Consider the following 17,127-nt stretch of genomic DNA (forward strand, 5'->3'; position numbering starts at 1 on the left):
GAACACACCATGACTGTCCTCGAGATCCGCGACCTGCATGTGACGGTCGAGACCGAGAGCGGGGCGACCCCGATCCTCAACGGCGTCACGCTGACCATCCGCACCGGTGAGACCCACGCCATCATGGGCCCGAACGGCTCGGGCAAGTCCACGCTCGCGTACACGATCGCCGGCCACCCCAAGTACACCGTCACCGGCGGCAGCATCACCCTGGACGGGGAGGATGTGCTCGAGATGTCGGTCGACGAGCGGGCCCGTGCGGGGCTGTTCTTGGCGATGCAGTACCCGGTGGAGATCCCCGGCGTGACGGTCACCAACTTCCTCCGCACCGCCAAGACCGCGATCGACGGTGAAGCCCCCGCGATCCGTTCCTGGACCAAGGACGTGCGCGAATCGATGACCAACCTCCGCATGGACCCCGTCTTCGCGCAACGCAACGTCAACGAGGGCTTCTCGGGTGGCGAGAAGAAGCGACACGAGATCCTCCAGCTGGAGTTGCTCCGTCCGAAGCTCGCGGTGCTCGACGAGACCGATTCCGGTCTCGACGTCGACGCCCTGAAGATCGTGTCCGAGGGCGTCAACCGCGCAAAGGAGCAGACCGATCTCGGTGTGCTGTTGATCACCCACTACACGCGCATCCTCCGCTACATCCGCCCGGATCACGTTCACGTGATGGTCAAGGGACGCATCGTCGAAGAAGGCGGCCCGGAACTGGCGGACCGACTGGAAGACGAAGGTTACGATCGCTTCGTGCAACAGGTCGCGGAGCCGACGGTCGACGCAGGGGCATAGAATCGTTACATGACCGTGACGCTCACGCCCGAGAAGTTCGACGAGGTCTCCGAGGCGCTCAAAGATGTCATGGATCCGGAACTGGGGATCAATGTCGTCGACCTGGGGCTCATCTACGATCTCGCCTGGGACGACGAAAACGATGCCCTGGTGATCCATATGACCCTCACCTCAGCGGGCTGTCCGCTCACCGACGTGCTCGAGGAGCAGACGGCGCAGGCACTGGATGCTGTGGTGGACCGGTTTCGGATCAACTGGGTCTGGATGCCGCCGTGGGGGCCGGAGCGCATCACCGATGACGGCCGCGACATGATGAGAGCCCTCGGCTTCGCCATTTGACGTCGTGCATCTCGAGATCGGTGGCATGGCGGGGTCGATGCCCCCGTCTTCGGGCGGTCGTCCCGGTCGCGCCGAGCGGGTACTGACCCTCAGACCTCCGCACGCCCCTGCCGCCAATAGCCCATGAACGCGACCGCCCGGCGGTCCACGCCATGATCTGCGACGAGATGTCGGCGCAAGGTCTTGATGCCGGAGGCTTCCCCGGCGAGCCACGCGTAGAGGGGAGCGCTCGTGAGCGCAGCACCGCCCTTGGCGGTGCGGGGAACCTCCCACAGCAGCTGGGTGTCGATGTCGATCTCCTCCACCTGCGCTCCGCGGCCGTCAGGGAGCCGTTCGGCGGCGATCTCGGTGACCGAACGGATCAACCGCGCGTGCCGTTCGCCGTCGCCGCGCGCAGAGACGTCCAGCTCGAAACCCGGGTGCGACGGGAGGTAACTCCGGTCCGCGCCCTCCGGCACCTCCACAGCCACGACTCCCCGCGCCGTCGCGGGTAACTGCTCCAGGATGACCGCGATGGCCGGAGCAGCCGTCTCGTCACCGGCCAGGAGGAAGTCCTCGACACGGGCGGGCGGGACGAAGTCGATCCCGGAGCCGATGCCGTCGTGCGCGGTCGTCGGCGCGAAGATCAGGACGTCGTCGCCGGGCCGGGCGCGCTGGATCCATGCGGAGGCGGGCCCCTGGACCTCGTGGACGACCATGTCGATGTCGACCTCGCGCTCGGCATGGCGGACCGCGCGCGTCGTGTAGGTGCGGAACGGGGGACGCCGCGCCTCGTCGAGTGCCCGCCATGCGCTGAACCAGTCGGGTCCGGTCGGCATCGCGTCGATGCCGACCGACCGGCTCGGGAAGACGAGCTTGACGCGCTGGTCCCATCCTGTGTCGCCGTACTGGTCGAGGTCGGGACCGGTGAAGGTGAACCGGCGGAAGCTCGGTGTGAGGTCGGTCACCCGGGCGACGGTGGCGCGGAAGAACCGGGAGGTCTCACGCATCGGCGTGCTCATGTGCATCGCCCTTCTCGCGGGACCCCCTGGTCGGATGGTGACGCCCGCGGGGGAGAACGAGCGGAGCACCCGAGACGGGATCCCTCGTCACGAGCGCGTCGAGATCGAACACCCCGCGGATCGTGTCCTCCGTCATGACCACGTCCGGGGTGCCCGCGGCGACGATCCGTCCCGTCTTCAGCGCGATGATGTGGTCGGCGTAGCGGGCGGCGAGGTTCATGTCGTGGAGGACCATCACGATGGTGCGTCCGCGCCGATTCAGATCGGTCAGCAGATCCAGCACCTCCATCTGGTGCGACACGTCGAGGAACGTCGTCGGCTCGTCCAGGAGGAGGATGTCGGTGTCCTGCGCGAGGGCCATGGCGATCCACACGCGTTGCCGTTGGCCGCCGGACAACTCATCGACGGCGCGGTCGGCCAGCTCGGTGGTCCCGGTGGCCTCCAAGGCGCGGGCGATCACGGCGTCGTCGTGCGGACCGAGCCGGGCCAGGAACTTCTGATGCGGGTGCCGTCCCCGGCCGACGAGGTCGCCTACCGCGATCCCCTCCGGTGCCGTGGGATTCTGCGGCAGCAGCGCGATCGTCCGGGCCACGCGCTTGGAGGGGAGCGAACGGATCGGCGTGTCATCGAGCAGCACGTCGCCGCGGCGGGGCGTCAGGAGCCGGGCGAGCGCGCGCAACAGCGTCGACTTCCCGCATCCGTTGGCACCGATGATCGCCGTCATCTTCCCCGGAGGGATCGTCACGTCGAGGCCGTCGACGATGTGCCGATCGCCGTAGGCGAGAGAGATGTCGCGTGCGGAAAGCACGGGCAGTGATGCGGTCACAGGGAGCCTCCGGAGCGATTGGTCCTGATGAGCAGGTAAACCAGATACGGCGCCCCCAGGACACCGGTGACGACACCGACGGGGAAGCGGGTGCCGAGCAGGTACTGGGCGACCAGGTCGGACACGAGCACGAGGGCCGCACCCACGAGCCCCGCCGGTAGTCGCAGGCCACCCGCCGGACCCACCAGGCGTGCGGCGATCGGACCCGACATGAAGGCGACGAAGGCGATCGGGCCGGCTGCCGCCGTCGCGAAGGCGAGGAGTGCCACCGCCGAGACGATCACGAGCAGGCGCGTGCGGTCCACGCGCACGCCCAGTCCGGCCGCGGAGTCGTCACCGAGCCGCAGCAGGTCCAGCGAGCGACCCTGCAGCGCCAGAATCGGCACGAGGATCGCGAACGCGGCCGCCAGCGGCGCGACCGTCCCCCACGTGGCGCCGTTGAGACTCCCGGTGAGCCACTGCATGGCGGCGGCCAGCGACCAGGACGGCGCCTGAGAGAGGGTCCACGTCACGAGACTGTGCATCATCGCGGCGACACCGATCCCGATCAGGATCAGACGCGTGCCCGTGAACCCGTCCTTGAGGGAGAGCAGGTACACGACGAGGGCGGTGGCGAGGGCGCCCGTCAGGGCCAGGAAGGAGACGCCCGTGTCGCCGAGTCCGAGAATCACGATCCCGAACACGGCGGACGCGCTCGCGCCGGTGGATATGCCGATGATGTCCGGGGACGCGAGGGGATTGCGGAGCATGGTCTGAAAGGTCACCCCGGCGACACCGAAGGCGAACCCGGTCAGAACCCCCAGCACCGCGCGGGGCAGCCGGAGCTCGCCCACGGTGAACGAGGCGCCGGGGACCTCCTCGCCGGCGATCACGCGGATGACCTCCAGCGGACTGTAGAAGGTGCCGCCGACCATCAGCGACAGGGCGAATGTGACGACGACGAGGGCGGCGAGTGCGCTGACGGTGCGCCGGCGGGCGCGCAGGCGGGAGCGCCTCCCGTCGGTAACGACCTGGCTGCTCATAGCTCCCTCACCCGCTGCTTGCGCACGATCCAGATGAACACCGGTGCCCCGATCAGGGCGGTGACGATCCCCACCTCGATCTCTTCCGGGCGGGCGATCAGCCGTCCGACGACGTCGGCCGCGACGAGCAGGGCCGCACCGAGAACGGCCGTGAACGGAAGCACCCACCGCTGGTCGGGGCCCACCAGCAGGCGGCACAGATGGGGGATGACAAGGCCCACGAACGCGATCGGTCCGGCGACCGCCGTCGCGGCGCCGCACAGGACCACAGCGCCCGTGGAAGCGACCAGGCGGGTGCGAGCGACGTCCTCGCCGAGACCTGCGGCCACGTCGTCCCCCAGGGCGAGGGAGTCCATACCGCGAGCGGTGAGGAACACGATGAGCGCGCCGACCGCGAGAACGGGGGCCACGATCCCGATCCGATCCCATGTCGCGCCGCCGACGCCGCCGATCTGCCAGAAGCGGAACGCTTCCATGACATCGGCACGCGGCAGGAGTACGGCGCTGGTCACCGAGGCGAACGCCGCAGAGATGGCGGCTCCGGCCAGTGCGAGTTTGAGCGGGGTCGCCCCGCCGCGGCCCAGGGAGCCGACCGCGTAGACGAAGACCGCGGCCACGGCGGCGCCGACGATGGCGACGGTGATCAGGGCGTACGGTGTGGCCAACCCGAAGAACGCCAACCCGACGACGACGGCGAGGGCTGCGCCCCCGGAGACGCCGAGGATGCCCGGGTCGGCGAGGGGGTTGCGCGTGACGGCCTGCATCGCGGCGCCCGACAGCGCCAGTGCGGCGCCGATGAGGACGGCGAGCACGGTCCGCGGGATGCGGGCCGACACGGCCGCCTGCGACACGGTGTCGACCTGTCCGCCCGCCACGGCCAGCACATCCTCGATCGACACGCTGCGCACCCCGAACGCCAGCGAGCACAGGCACAGGGCGAGCAGGACGACCCCCGACGCGACGAGTCCGGCCGCACGCGACTTCGCCGGGCGCCGCGGCGTGGCGGCATCCGGCGACGGTCGTGTGACGGTGGTCACGGGAGGTCAGTCCAGCGCGCCCGCGAGAAGGGCGAAGTACTCCTCGATGCCCCAGCCGATGGACAGCGGTGACGGGTTGGCGGATGCGGCCAGCGGGGTGGAGTTCTCGAGGATGGCGACCTGTCCCGCGGCGATGGCGGGGATCTGCGACAGGAGCGGGTCGGCCTGCATCTGCTCGATGATCGCTCCGTCGGCCTCGCCGTAGGTCACGAAGATGTCGACGTCGTCGAAGTGGTCAGCCTGTTCCGCCGACACGGTCGTGTAGAACTGGTCGCTTCCCTCGGACCCGGCGACGACGACGTCGGGCACCGGTACCCCGAGACTCTGGAGGAAGCCGGGACGCGTGTCGAGGGTGGTGTAGAAGCCGATCTGGCTGAAATCGCTCGGGTCGATGTAGGAGAACAGCACCGACGATGCGGCGAGGTCCGGGTGCTTCGCGAGTGCCGCGTCCACCTGGGCGTGGAGTTCGTCGATGAGCTGGTCACCTTCGGCGGAGAGGCCGAGCGCCGCGGAGTTCATGCGGATCATGTCCTCGTAGGACGTGGCCCAGGCCACCTCGGGGTAAGCCACGACCGGGGCGATCTTGCTCAGGGTGTCGTAGTCCTCCTGTGTGATCCCCGAGTACGAGGCCAGGATGACGTCCGGGGCGGTGTCCGCGATCGCCTCGAAGTCCAGGCCGTCCGTTTCGTCGAAGAGCACGGGCGTCTCGGCGCCCAGCTCCTCGAGCCGGTCTTCCACCCACGGGAGGACGCCGTCGCCGTCGTCGTCGCCCCATGTGGCCTCGGCCATGCCGACCGGGACGACGCCCAGCGCCAGGGGCACTTCGTGGTTGGACCACGCGACGGTGGCGACCCGCTCGGGGGTGGCCTCGATCACGGTCTCGCCGTAGACGTGCGGGATCGTCACGGGGAATGTGTCGTCGCCGGTTGCGGCGTCGGTCGCCGATGTCTCCGCGGCGGTACCGGCACAGCCCGCGAGGGCGAGTCCGAGGGTGGTGGTGGCGGCAGTGATGACGGTCCAGCGGGTGTGGGGGGAACGGAACACGGGTCCTCCTAGAAAGTTAGGGCAGGCTTACCGTACAGGAGTCGTCGGGTCGTTGGCACCCGCCGGAGCAGACACAAGGGCGGCGCCCCGTCTCCGGAGCGCCGCCCTTGTGTGCGTCGATCAGTCTCGGGTGGAATCCACCCGCCGCACGAGCGCCCAGACGGCCGGGATGAGCGCGGCGGCGAGTGCCGCCTTGACGATGCCACCGACGATGAACGGGAACAGGCCGGCTTCGAGCAGCTGCCAGGCCGAGAGATCGAGCCTGAGCACGCCGTTGAGGATGAGCGCCATGTAGGGGATGCCGACGACGAACGGCACGGCGCTCGCGGCGGCGAAACCGAGGAAAGCGAGCCAGGGCTTGCGGTCCCACGCTCGCTGGGCGAACCATCCGGCGACGAACGCCGCGCCGATGAACCCGAGGACGAACCCGAAGCTCGGCTTGGCGATCGCGGCCACGGTGCCGGTGAAGTCGGCGAAGACGGGGAGGCCGGCGAGTCCGACGAGCAGGTAAGTCGTCAGGGCGAGTGCGCCTCGGCGGGCGCCGAGCGCGGCGCCGACCACCACGACCGCGAGGGTCTGCCCGGTGATCGGCACGGGCCACAGCGGGATCGACACCTGCGCCAGCACGGCGACGACAGCGGCGCCCGCGAGCACGAGCGCGGCATCAGTCGCGAGCGCGCGTGCGCGCCCCTCGGGGCGCGCGATCACGTCGGCGAGCACGCGACGGCGGGTGGGGGACGGGGCTGCGATGGTCATGACGCTCCTTCGGAAGTGCGCCCGGTGGGCTCCGGGCCGTCCCGACTTATACTAGGAGGCTGGCCGTCGGCCATGCTTGTCCCCTGTCACCAACGAAATGGACGATCGCTGTGCTTGCCGTGCACGACCTCGAGATCCGCGTCGGCGCGCGCGTTCTCATGTCAGAGGTCTCCTTCCGCGTCTCCGACGGCGACAAGATCGGGTTGGTGGGGCGAAACGGCGCGGGGAAGACGACGCTGACCAAGGTCCTCGCCGGCGATGTCCTGCCCTCCGACGGCCGGGTCGACCGGTCCGGGGAACTCGGATATCTTCCCCAAGACCCCCGCTCCGGAGACCCCGAGATGCTCGCGCGCACCCGCATCCTCGATGCCCGAGGCCTCGGCACGTTGGCGATCGGCATGCGCGACGCCTCCGAGGCGATGGCGTCGGACGACGCGGACGTCGCCGCGCGGGCGATGCGGAAATACGCCAACCTCACCGAGCGATTCGAAGCGTTGGGCGGCTATGCCGCAGAGGCGGAGGCGGCCTCGATCGCACACAACCTCTCGCTGCCTGATCGCATCCTCGACCAGCCGTTGAAGACGCTCTCGGGCGGACAGCGGCGACGCATCGAACTGGCGCGCATCCTGTTCTCGGACGCGCAGACGATGATCTTGGACGAACCCACCAACCACCTCGACGCGGACAGTGTGGTCTGGCTGCGCGAGTTCTTGAAGACCTACAAAGGTGGCCTCATCGTCATCAGCCACGACGTCGAGCTGGTCGGGGAGACGGTGAACCGCGTGTTCTACCTCGACGCGAACCGTCAGGCCATCGACGTCTACAACATGAACTGGAAGAACTACCTGCGCCAGCGGGTCGCCGACGAGGAGAGGCGCAAGAAGGAGCGCGCCAACGCGGAGAAGAAGGCCACGGCGCTGCAACAGCAGGCCGCGAAGTTCGGTGCGAAGGCGTCGAAGGCCGCCGCCGCGCACCAGATGATGGCGCGGGCGGACAAGCTCCTCTCCGGCCTCGACGATGTGCGCCAGGACGATCGGGTCGCCAAGCTCCGGTTCCCGAAGCCCGCCGCGTGCGGCAAGACTCCTCTCACGGCGTCGAATCTGTCGAAGTCCTATGGCTCGCTGGAGATCTTCACCGACGTCGACCTGGCCATCGACCGGGGCTCGAAGGTCGTGGTGCTGGGGTTGAACGGCGCCGGCAAGACGACCCTGCTACGTATCCTCGCCGGGGTGGACGCTCCCGACACCGGCGGTGTGGACCCCGGCCACGGCCTCAAGATCGGCTACTACGCGCAGGAGCATGAGAACCTCGACGTCTCACGGTCGGTGTTGGAGAACATGATGTCGGCGGCGCCGGACATCAACGCCACCGAGGCGCGGAAGGTGCTGGGCTCGTTCCTGTTCACCGGCGACGACGTGCTCAAACCCGCCGGGGTGCTCTCGGGGGGCGAGAAGACCCGCCTTTCACTGGCGACGCTGGTGGTCTCGAGCGCGAACGTGCTGTTGTTGGATGAGCCGACGAACAACCTGGATCCGGCCTCACGGGAGGAGATCCTCGGAGCGCTCGCGCACTACGAGGGTGCCGTCGTGCTGGTCTCGCACGATGAGGGCGCGGTGCAGGCGTTGAACCCCGAGCGTGTGCTGATCCTGCCGGACGGCGTCGAGGACATCTGGGGTCGGGACTACATCGACCTGATCACGTTGGCGTGACCGGGCGTCCGGCCTGATCAGCCGAGCGTGTCGACGAGGGCATCCTCGGTCTCGGCGTCGCGATCGCGTCGATGACGGCGCCCCGCTGCCGAGTCGGAGGGCGCCGAGGGATCTTCGTGCCCCTCGTCGTCGGCGTCTTCGCGGCGCGCGCGGATCTCGGTGCGGATCATGTAGCCGATGAAGATGAACCCCATGATGGCGAACAGGATCCACTGGATCGCATACGACAGATGGGGGCCCGGATCCTCCGACGGGTCATCCAGAGCGCCCAACACCGATGTGGGCGCGGGGTCCTCGCTCACGAGGGCGCCGTACGCGCTCTGTTCGACCCGGTCGCCGTCGCCGTCGCCGTCGCCGACGACGCCGGCGATGAGCGGGAGGTTGATCGTCGGAACCTGGCCGTCGTCGATCGATTCGCCGCTGGAGGTGAGGGGTTCGCCCGGTCGGAGACGGACGACGATGTCGAGTTCACCCTCCGGTGGTGGGGCGACCTCGTCCGGCTCGCGCTGACTCTCGCCGGGCGCGACCCAGCCTCGGTCGACGATCAGGATGCGTCCGCTGTCGAGCTGGAAGGGGACGAGGACTTCGAAGGCCGCGGTGCCACCGTGCGGGCGGTTGCGCACGAGAAGCTGCTCGTCCGCCAGATATCGGCCGGTGAGCGCCACCGGGTGCCATTCGTCGTCGGCGTCGAGCTGCGATCCTTCGGTGATGAGCTCGTCCAGGGGCACGGGCTCGGCGTCGTAGTTCCGATCGACCAGCGCCAGTTCGGTGGCCCGTTCCTCGTTGCGTTCGAACTGCCAGTGGGACAAGAACGCGCAGGCGACCGCGAACAGCACGGCGACGGCGACATATCCCGACCAGCGCACGGCGGTGGGGGCGGGGGAACGGCTCATGAGGCGACGGCGAGGGTCGAGACTTCGAGCGGGAACTCCCGTGCGGCGAGGAACTCTCGCAGGTAGTCCTTGTGTTCATCGCACGCCACCCAGGTCTTCCGGCGGTCCGGCGTGTGGATGCGCGGGTTGCGCCAGTCGATCCGCCACATCGCCGTGGCGACGCACCCGGCCCGCGAGCACTGCGCCTCAGGCATCCCGGTCCTCCCGGGACTCCTCGACGCGGATGATCCGGGGTGCCTCGGGAGGCGCGCCCGGAGACGCGTCGCCGACGTCGTCGGCGACCGGTCCTGCGGTCAGCGCGCGTTCGGGGCTCTCGATCGTGGCGTCACTGACATCGGACGCGACGTTGGCGAAGACGACGGCGATATAGGGGAGGAAGATCGCCCCCGCGCCGAAGACCCAGGTCCACCACCCGTAGGGGGTGACGAGGACCATCAGCGCGAAGCACAGCACGCGGATCCCCATCGTGATCAGGTAGGTGCGCGTGCGGGAGTCGGCACCCTCGCGCGGAGCGCGGGGGAGGGAGGTCGCCGACGGGTGCGTGTTCTTCACGATGACTCCAGGGTACGCCCGCGCGCGGGTGCGGAGTCCGTGCTCAGGTGTATGCCGCCTGTGACATGGCGGCGAACAGGAAGCCCCAGAACAGCGCGAAGGCGATGATCCCGAGCACCACGAGACCGAGCCCGACGTATCCGACGATGAGGCCGGCCAAGGCAAGGCCACGCCCCTGCTCGCCGGAACGGGAGATCTGCGAAAGGGCCATGTGCCCGGTGATGACACCGGCGAGCGAACCGAGGAACGGCAGGACGACGAACGCGCTGATGGAGGCGATCAACGACACGATCGCGAGCGAATTGGTGCGCGGTCCCGTCGGGTAGGCCGGGTAGGCGGGGTACGCGGGGGCGTATCCGCCGGGATGGGTCCCCGGCGCGGGCGCGGGATGGGTGCCGGGGGGAGTCGGTGCCTCGTACGGTCCGGGCTGTGTCATCGGGTGGCCTTCCTTCGTCCGCGTCCCCAGCGTGGCAGTGCCCCGGGAGGGTGTCAATCGCGTGCCCGCTAGGCTGTTCCGGGCCCGTCCCGCGACTTGAAGGAGCATCCGCATGTCCACAGAGCACGTCGTCCTCGTCACCGGCGGCAACCGCGGCATCGGTCGCGCGATCGCCGAGCGTTTCGTCGCCGATGGGTATCGGGTGGCGGTCACCGCCCGCAGCGGTGAGGGCCCCGAGGGGACGCTGACGGTGCGCGCGGATGTGACCGACGCCGCCGCCGTCGATGCGGCCTTCAGCGAGGTCGAGAACGCGCTCGGCCCGGTCGACGTGGTCGTGGCGAACGCGGGCATCACGCGCGACATGCTCCTGCTGCGCATGAACGAAGACGACTTCGACGACGTCGTCTCGACGAACCTCGGCGGGTCGTTCCGTGTCGTGAAGCGGGCATCGAAGGGGATGCTCAAGAAGCGCTGGGGCCGGGTGATCCTCATCTCCAGCGTCGTCGGACTGCTCGGGTCGGCCGGTCAGATCAACTACAGCGCCTCCAAGAGCGGACTGGTCGGGTTCGCGCGTTCGCTGACCCGGGAACTGGGCGCGCGGGGGATCACGGCGAACGTCGTCGCGCCCGGTTTCATCGAGACGGACATGACCGCCGAGCTGCCGGAGCAGACGCAGGCGGAATACAAGAAGAGCATCCCCGCCGGCCGTTTCGCCTCGCCGGACGAGGTCGCCGGTGTCGTCACCTGGATCGCCTCCGACGCCGCCGCCTACATCTCCGGTGCGGTGATCCCGGTCGACGGCGGTCTCGGCATGGGGCACTGAATCGGGGCGGTGCGCCCGTCGCGACGCGTCAGGGCAGCAACGGGATCACGTCGCGGAGGTCGACCGGTCCGACGACGAGATCCGCGCGCCGGCGCACCGCCGGCTTGGCGTTGAAGGCCACGCCCAGACCGGCCGCCGCCATCATCTCGAGATCGTTCGCGCCGTCCCCGATCGCGATCGTCGAGGTCGGGGGGACTCCCGCCCGATCCGCCCATTCTCGCAGGGACGCCGCCTTCGCCGCGGCGTCGACGATGTCTCCGAAGACCCGTCCGGTCAGCGCGCCGTCCCGCTGCTCGAGGCGGTTGGCCCGCCACCGGTCCACCCCCAGCGAGGGAGCGACGGTGTCGAGGATCTCGTGGAATCCGCCGGAGACGACCGCGGCGACCCCGCCGCGGCGGTGGACCTCGTCGATGAACTCCCGGACGCCGGGCGTGGGGTCGATGCGTGCGATGACGCGATCGAAAGCGGAGACCGGCACCCCGGCGAGCGCGTCGACCCGCTGGCGCAATGATGTGGCGAAGTCGACGTCGCCGCGCATCGCCGCGTCGGTGGCCGCCGCGACCTCGGCGCCGCGACCGGCCTCGTCGGCGAGGAGCTCGATGACCTCGTTGCGGATGAGGGTGGAATCAGCGTCGAGAACGACGAGGAACGCGGCGGAATCGTGGGGCACGGTTCCACGCTAGCGGGCGCTCAGACCTCGACGTGCACGCCCTTGCCGACGATCGTGATGCCCGACTCGGTCACGGTGAACCCGCGCGCGAGGTCGCGTTCGCGGTCCACGCCGATGGTGGCCCCGTCGGCGAGGACGACGTTCTTGTCGAGGATGGCCCGATGGATCCGCGCACCCTGGCCGACGTGGACGTGATCGAAGAGGACGGCGTCGGTGATCGTCGAGCCGCCTCCCGCGAGCGTCCACGGTCCGACCACGCTGCGCTCGATATGCGTGCCGGACAGGACCGATCCGAGCGAAACGATCGAGTCGATCGCATTGCCGATCCTCCCGACCGAGTCGCGGACGAACTTCGCCGGCGGAGAATTGACGGTCTGTGAGTGGATGGGCCACTCCGTGTTGTAAAGGTTGAACACGGGCAGCGTCGAGATCAGATCACGGTGCGCGTCGAAGAACGAGTCGATCGTCCCGACGTCGCGCCAGTAGTAGCGGTCGCGGTCGGTCGAACCGGGGACGTCGTTGCGCTTCATGTCGTAGACGCCCGCCTCCCCTCGCCCGACGAAATACGGCACGATGTCGCCGCCCATGTCGTGGTTGGAGGTCGGGATCTCCCCGTCGGACTCGACGGCCTCGATCAGGGCGTCGGTGTCGAAGATGTAGTTGCCCATCGAGGCCAGGACTTCGCCGGGGGAGTCGGCGAGTCCGACCGGATCGTGCGGCTTCTCGAGGAACTGTCGGATGCGTGCCGGATCGTCGGGTTCGACGTCGATGACCCCGAACTGGTCGGCCAATCCGATGGGCTGCCGGATGCCGGCCACGGTGGCGCGCGCATCGGATTCGATGTGGGCGGCGAGCATCTGCTGGAAATCCATCCGGTAGACGTGGTCCGCGCCGATGACGACGACGATGTCGGGCTTTTCGTCGTTGATGAGGTTCAGGCTCTGGAGAATCGCGTCCGCGGAACCCGAGAACCAACGCTTGCCCAGGCGTTGCTGGGCCGGGACGCTCGTCACGTAGGAACCCAGCAGGGCCGACATCCGCCAGGTCTGGGAGATGTGCCGGTCCAGGCTGTGGGACTTGTACTGCGTCAGGACGACGATCTGGCGCAGACCCGAGTTGAGCAGATTGGAAATGGCGAAGTCGATGAGTCGGTACTGGCCGCCGAACGGCACGGCCGGTTTGGCCCGATCCGCCGTCAGGGGCATGAGTCGCTTTCCCTCGCCCCCGGCGAGGATGATTCCGAAGACCTTCGGCGTCCGTGGCATGGCTCCACCCTAGGGGTCCGGTGAGCGCGCGGGCCAGGGGTTGCGGGCGATTCGCCGAGGGGTGTGAGGTGTGGGTCGGATGCACTAGCGTTCGACCCATGCGCGTCGACATCGTCACCAAGGAGTACCCGCCCGAGATCTACGGCGGGGCGGGGGTCCATGTCACCGAACTCGTGCGCGCGCTGCGCGGTGCGATCGAGGTGCAGGTGCGCGCTTTCGGCGCCGATCGCGACGAGCCCGACACGACCTCCTATCGAGTGCCGACCGAACTGGCCGCCGCAAACGGCGCTCTGCAGACGCTCGGGACGGACCTGGAGATCGTCGGAGACGTCGCCGGGGCCGACGTCGTGCACAGTCACACCTGGTACGCGAACTTCGCCGGCCACCTCGCCTCGTTGCTGCACGGCATCCCGCACATCGTCACCGCCCACAGTCTCGAACCGCTGCGTCCCTGGAAGGCCGAGCAGCTCGGGGGCGGCTACGCCGTGTCGAGCTACATCGAGAAGACCGCCTACGAGGGTGCCGCGGCGATCGTCGCGGTCAGCGAGGGCATGCGTGGCGACATCTTGCGCAGCTATCCCTCGCTCGATCCCGATCGCGTGCGCGTCATCTACAACGGCATCGACGTCCGGCAGTGGCGACCGGTGCGCGACGACGCGTTCCTGCGGTCCTCCGGCATCGACCCCGACCGCCCTTCCGTGGTGTTCGTCGGTCGGATCACGCGGCAGAAGGGGCTTCCCTACCTGCTGCGGGCCGCAGAGGCGTTGCCGTCCGACGTGCAGCTGATCCTGTGCGCGGGGGCGCCGGACACGCCGCAGATCATGGCGGAGGTGGAGGAGCTGGTGCGCCGTCTCCAGTCCACGCGCGAGGGCGTCGTCTGGATCGACCGCCTGCTGCCGCGTGACGAACTGTGCACGATCCTGGCCGCCGCGACGACCTTCGTGTGCCCCTCCGTCTATGAACCTCTCGGCATCGTGAACCTGGAGGCGATGGCCTGCGGCGCCGCGGTCGTCGGCACCGCCACCGGGGGGATCCCCGAGGTCGTCTCCGACGGGGTGACCGGGCGCCTGGTGCCGATCGACCAGGTGCAGGACGGCACCGGCACGCCCATCGACCCGGACGCGTTCGTCGCGGACCTCGCGCGGGTGCTCACCGAGGTCGTCTCCGACCCCGAACGCGCCCGCGCCTACGGGGAGGCCGGGAGGCGACGGGCCGCCGAGGAATTCAGCTGGGAGGCGATCGCCGAGCAGACCGCCGCGCTGTACCGCGAAGTGGGTGCCGCCGGCCGATAAGCTGGACGCATGCCGCAGGTGCTCGAATACTCCGACGTCGTCGTCCGCCGCAACGCCCGGGACATCATCGATCACCTTGACTGGTCGGTGAACGACGATGAGCGCTGGGTGATCCTCGGGCCCAACGGAGCCGGCAAGACGACGCTGCTCCAGATGGCCGACACGATGATGCACCCGACCTCGGGGTCGGTGACGGTCCTCGGGGAGCGCCTGGGGCGCAGCGACGTGTTCGAACTGCGCCCCCGCATCGGGTTCGCCTCGTCCGCGCTCGCCCGACGGGTCCCGCCGGGCGAGACGGTCCTGAACGTCGTCCTGACGGCCGCCTTCAGTGTGCTCGGTCGCTGGCGCGAGGACTACGAGGACATCGATGAGCGTCGCGCGCTGCGCGTCCTCGCCGAGTGGAACCTCGACGACCTCGCGGATCGGACCTTCGGGACGCTGTCCGATGGGGAACGCAAGCGCGTCTCCATCGCACGCGCGGTCATGACCGACCCGGAGCTCCTGCTGCTGGACGAGCCGACCGCGAGCCTCGACCTGGGGGCGCGCGAGGAATTGCTGTCGTTGCTCGGCGGCTACGCCCAGGCACCGACGACTCCGGCGATGATCATGGTGACCCACCACGTGGAGGAGATCCCGGTCGGGTTCACCCATGTGCTGCTGCTGCGGGACGGCAAAGTCGTCACCGCCGGCCCGATCCGCGACACGCTCACCTCCGAGGCCTTGACCGAGGCGTTCGGCCTGTCGATCGAACTCACCGAGCACGACGGCCGTTACGCCGCGCGCGCGACATCCTGACGGCGATTGCCGACCCGAGGGAGATCCCTGGTAGACTCATCCGCTGGTGCCGCTGCGCCTTCGACTTTCACCGGTCCCTCAGAACCGACGGGGCCCGACCCCTCAAGGAATGCCATGAAGACTGACATCCACCCCGACTACAAGGCCGTCGTTTTCCGCGACCTCGGTTCGGGCGAGACCTTCCTGACCCGTTCGACGGTCACCAGTGACAAGACCATGGAGCTCGACGGAGTCGAGTACCCCGTGATCGACGTCGAGATCTCGTCGTCGTCGCACCCGTTCTACACCGGCAAGCAGCGCATCATGGACTCGGCCGGTCGCGTCGAGAAGTTCAACCAGCGCTTCAAGAACTTCGGCTCGAAGTAAGCCCCACGCGCAGCGACGGCCCCGCTTCGGCGGGGCCGTCGTCGTTGTGCGCCGCACCCGCCGTAGACTCGGTGGGTGAGCGCCGTGCATCCCTACGCCTCCCGTCTGGCCACGATCCCGGTGCGTCGCCACGAGACGCAGGTCCTCGGCTCGACCACGGCGTGGTGGGAGTACGGTGACCCGGATGCGAGGACCACGGTCCTCGCCGTCCACGGATTCCGGGGGGATCATCACGGGCTCGAGCCGGTTGTCGCCTTCGTTCCGGGTGTCCGGTTCGTGATGCCGGACCTTCCGGGCTTCGGCCAGACCCCTCCGCTTGCGCAGACCACGCACGATCTCGACGCGTACGCGCGATGGCTGATCGCGTTCGCGGGCGCCGTGGCCCCGGGCGCCATCGTGCTCGGGCATTCGTTCGGCTCGATCGTCGCGGCCGCGGCGGTCGCGGCGGGGCTGGTCACGCCCCGACTGATCCTCATCAACCCCATCGGCGCGCCGGCACTGGAGGGGCCGCGCGGTGTGCTCACGCGGCTCGCGGTGCTCTACTACCGCGCCGGCGCGTCCCTCCCCGCCCCCGTCGGCGAGTGGCTGTTGCGCAACCGCGTGATCGTCCGGGTGATGAGTGTGTCGATGGCCAAGACGAAGGACCCCGATCTCCGGCGCTTCGTGCACGGCCAACACGACGCCTACTTCTCCGGCTTCGCCGACCGGGACGTCCTTCACGACGCCTTCGTCGCCTCGGTCTCGAACGATGTGCGGGCCTTCGCGCCCGACATCCACGTTCCCACCCTGCTGATCGCGGCCGACCGCGACGACATCACTCCCATCGAGGCCGAGCGGGTGCTGGCGACGATGTTCCCCCAGGCCTCTCTCGTCGAGATCCCCGACGTCGGCCACCTCATCCACTACGAGACGCCGCAGGCTGCGGCCCGTGCCATCGACCGCTTCCTGGGCGCACCGGCCGGGGGGTGAGGCTCAGCTCTCCCGCGAGGCCATCTCGATCAGCGGCGCGACGCGATATCCGATCACCTCGCCCATGATGAGGGAGGTCTCGGTGCGTTCCACGCCGTCGATGGAGAGGATGCGCCCGTCGGTGTCGAACAGGTGCTGCGTGTCGCGGCACGCCACGCGCACCAGGAGGTCGACCTGGCCGCTCAGTCCGTCGGCTTGGACGACCTCGGGGACACCGGCCAGTTCCGCGCGGATGCGGGGGAGGTCGGCTTGTCGGACCATGACGCTGATGAACGCCTCGATCGGGAAGCCGAGCGCCGAGGCCGAGATCGCCCGCTCGAACGACAGGAACACCCCGGAGCGGTCCAGTCGCGCCATGCGCGCTTGAACGGTGTTCCGAGAGAGCCCGAGGCGTTCGGCCAAAGCGACGACCGTGGCACGGGGGTCGGTGGACAGGGCCGACAGGAGCTCGAGATCGGTGCGATCCAGCATGGTCATAGTGCGAAACATTAGCACGCGGGTAGGGGGTATCCGTACGCAACATGCTCATGGCTGATGAGG

At 69.0% G+C, this 17,127-nt stretch carries 21 protein-coding genes; 8 read left to right on the top strand and 13 right to left on the bottom strand.

Going from position 1 to position 17,127, the window contains the following annotated elements; all coding sequences use genetic code 11:
• The first annotated feature begins 9 nt into the window (after positions 1–9).
• Positions 10–792, top strand: coding sequence for a Fe-S cluster assembly ATPase SufC (sufC, locus tag ABD204_RS10375; RefSeq protein ID WP_194424935.1), 783 nt, complete (start codon positions 10–12; stop codon positions 790–792).
• Between the two features lie 9 nt (positions 793–801).
• Positions 802–1,131, top strand: coding sequence for a metal-sulfur cluster assembly factor (locus tag ABD204_RS10380; RefSeq protein WP_194424934.1), 330 nt, complete (start codon positions 802–804; stop codon positions 1,129–1,131).
• A gap of 89 nt (positions 1,132–1,220) precedes the next feature.
• On the opposite strand, the gene ABD204_RS10385 is transcribed toward ABD204_RS10380, so the two are convergent.
• The 6 genes from ABD204_RS10385 to ABD204_RS10410 all read right to left on the bottom strand — a co-directional run bounded on the left by ABD204_RS10385 (position 1,221) and on the right by ABD204_RS10410 (position 6,817).
• Entirely contained in the window at positions 1,221–2,132 is a 912-nt protein-coding gene (locus ABD204_RS10385) for a siderophore-interacting protein (RefSeq protein WP_194424933.1), read from the bottom strand.
• Positions 2,113–2,958 carry an ABC transporter ATP-binding protein gene (locus tag ABD204_RS10390; protein ID WP_322597626.1) on the bottom strand — a complete coding sequence of 282 codons (846 nt, stop codon included), beginning with the start codon at positions 2,956–2,958 and terminating at the stop codon, positions 2,113–2,115. Before ABD204_RS10390 ends, ABD204_RS10385 begins: the two co-directional genes overlap by 20 nt.
• The gene (locus ABD204_RS10395; protein WP_194424932.1) at positions 2,955–3,980 is read right to left on the bottom strand and encodes a FecCD family ABC transporter permease; all 1,026 of its coding nucleotides are present in this window, start codon (positions 3,978–3,980) and stop codon (positions 2,955–2,957) included. Before ABD204_RS10395 ends, ABD204_RS10390 begins: the two co-directional genes overlap by 4 nt.
• Positions 3,977–5,017 carry a FecCD family ABC transporter permease gene (locus tag ABD204_RS10400; protein WP_194424931.1) on the bottom strand — a complete coding sequence of 347 codons (1,041 nt, stop codon included), beginning with the start codon at positions 5,015–5,017 and terminating at the stop codon, positions 3,977–3,979. The genes ABD204_RS10395 and ABD204_RS10400 overlap by 4 nt, the downstream gene beginning before the upstream one ends.
• Positions 5,018–5,023: 6 nt before the next feature.
• Positions 5,024–6,061, bottom strand: a complete 1,038-nt coding sequence (locus ABD204_RS10405; protein WP_322597625.1) for an iron-siderophore ABC transporter substrate-binding protein — start codon at positions 6,059–6,061, stop codon at positions 5,024–5,026.
• Between the two features lie 120 nt (positions 6,062–6,181).
• A complete protein-coding gene (locus ABD204_RS10410; protein WP_194424930.1) occupies positions 6,182–6,817 on the bottom strand; it encodes a biotin transporter BioY in 636 nt (211 codons plus the stop codon).
• A 110-nt stretch (positions 6,818–6,927) separates the two neighbouring features.
• Here ABD204_RS10410 and ABD204_RS10415 point away from each other — a divergent pair, with 110 nt between their 5' ends.
• A complete protein-coding gene (locus tag ABD204_RS10415; protein WP_194424929.1) occupies positions 6,928–8,526 on the top strand; it encodes an ABC-F family ATP-binding cassette domain-containing protein in 1,599 nt (532 codons plus the stop codon).
• Between the two features lie 17 nt (positions 8,527–8,543).
• On the opposite strand, the gene ABD204_RS10420 is transcribed toward ABD204_RS10415, so the two are convergent.
• Genes ABD204_RS10420 through ABD204_RS10435 form a run of 4 tightly spaced genes read right to left on the bottom strand, consistent with a single transcriptional unit; the run spans position 8,544 to position 10,407 of the window.
• Positions 8,544–9,419 carry an SURF1 family cytochrome oxidase biogenesis protein gene (locus ABD204_RS10420; protein ID WP_194424928.1) on the bottom strand — a complete coding sequence of 292 codons (876 nt, stop codon included), beginning with the start codon at positions 9,417–9,419 and terminating at the stop codon, positions 8,544–8,546.
• Positions 9,416–9,613 carry a hypothetical protein gene (locus ABD204_RS10425; RefSeq protein WP_194424927.1) on the bottom strand — a complete coding sequence of 66 codons (198 nt, stop codon included), beginning with the start codon at positions 9,611–9,613 and terminating at the stop codon, positions 9,416–9,418. Before ABD204_RS10425 ends, ABD204_RS10420 begins: the two co-directional genes overlap by 4 nt.
• Positions 9,606–9,971 (bottom strand): DUF3099 domain-containing protein, encoded by a 366-nt coding sequence (locus tag ABD204_RS10430; RefSeq protein ID WP_194424926.1) that lies wholly within the window; start codon positions 9,969–9,971, stop codon positions 9,606–9,608. The genes ABD204_RS10425 and ABD204_RS10430 overlap by 8 nt, the downstream gene beginning before the upstream one ends.
• 43 nt (positions 9,972–10,014) lie before the next feature.
• Complete coding sequence (locus ABD204_RS10435) at positions 10,015–10,407, bottom strand: DUF4190 domain-containing protein (protein WP_194424925.1); 393 nt, start codon at positions 10,405–10,407, stop codon at positions 10,015–10,017.
• Between the two features lie 112 nt (positions 10,408–10,519).
• On the opposite strand from ABD204_RS10435, the gene fabG reads away from it, so the two are divergent.
• A complete protein-coding gene (gene fabG, locus ABD204_RS10440; protein ID WP_194424924.1) occupies positions 10,520–11,230 on the top strand; it encodes a 3-oxoacyl-ACP reductase FabG in 711 nt (236 codons plus the stop codon).
• Positions 11,231–11,258: 28 nt separating this feature from the next.
• Here fabG and serB read toward each other — a convergent pair whose 3' ends face one another.
• Positions 11,259–11,900, bottom strand: a complete 642-nt coding sequence (gene serB / locus ABD204_RS10445) for a phosphoserine phosphatase SerB (protein ID WP_194424923.1) — start codon at positions 11,898–11,900, stop codon at positions 11,259–11,261.
• 20 nt (positions 11,901–11,920) lie between these two features.
• Positions 11,921–13,165 (bottom strand): glucose-1-phosphate adenylyltransferase, encoded by a 1,245-nt coding sequence (locus ABD204_RS10450; protein ID WP_194424922.1) that lies wholly within the window; start codon positions 13,163–13,165, stop codon positions 11,921–11,923.
• Between the two features lie 98 nt (positions 13,166–13,263).
• Here ABD204_RS10450 and glgA point away from each other — a divergent pair, with 98 nt between their 5' ends.
• The 4 genes from glgA (at position 13,264) to ABD204_RS10470 (ending at position 16,587) form a co-directional block, all read left to right on the top strand.
• The gene (gene glgA / locus ABD204_RS10455) at positions 13,264–14,457 is read left to right on the top strand and encodes a glycogen synthase (RefSeq protein ID WP_194424921.1); all 1,194 of its coding nucleotides are present in this window, start codon (positions 13,264–13,266) and stop codon (positions 14,455–14,457) included.
• Between the two features lie 9 nt (positions 14,458–14,466).
• The gene (locus tag ABD204_RS10460; RefSeq protein WP_194424920.1) at positions 14,467–15,252 is read left to right on the top strand and encodes an ABC transporter ATP-binding protein; all 786 of its coding nucleotides are present in this window, start codon (positions 14,467–14,469) and stop codon (positions 15,250–15,252) included.
• 114 nt (positions 15,253–15,366) lie between these two features.
• A complete protein-coding gene (locus tag ABD204_RS10465) occupies positions 15,367–15,618 on the top strand; it encodes a type B 50S ribosomal protein L31 (RefSeq protein ID WP_194424919.1) in 252 nt (83 codons plus the stop codon).
• A gap of 75 nt (positions 15,619–15,693) precedes the next feature.
• The gene (locus ABD204_RS10470) at positions 15,694–16,587 is read left to right on the top strand and encodes an alpha/beta fold hydrolase (protein ID WP_194424918.1); all 894 of its coding nucleotides are present in this window, start codon (positions 15,694–15,696) and stop codon (positions 16,585–16,587) included.
• Between the two features lie 3 nt (positions 16,588–16,590).
• Here the strand turns inward: ABD204_RS10470 and ABD204_RS10475 are convergent, their stop codons facing one another.
• Positions 16,591–17,064 (bottom strand): Lrp/AsnC family transcriptional regulator, encoded by a 474-nt coding sequence (locus tag ABD204_RS10475; protein ID WP_194424917.1) that lies wholly within the window; start codon positions 17,062–17,064, stop codon positions 16,591–16,593.
• Between the last annotated feature and the right edge of the window lie 63 nt (positions 17,065–17,127).

This window comes from Microbacterium aquimaris (assembly GCF_039531285.1).
GTDB classification, from domain to species: Bacteria; Actinomycetota; Actinomycetes; order Actinomycetales; family Microbacteriaceae; genus Microbacterium; species Microbacterium aquimaris.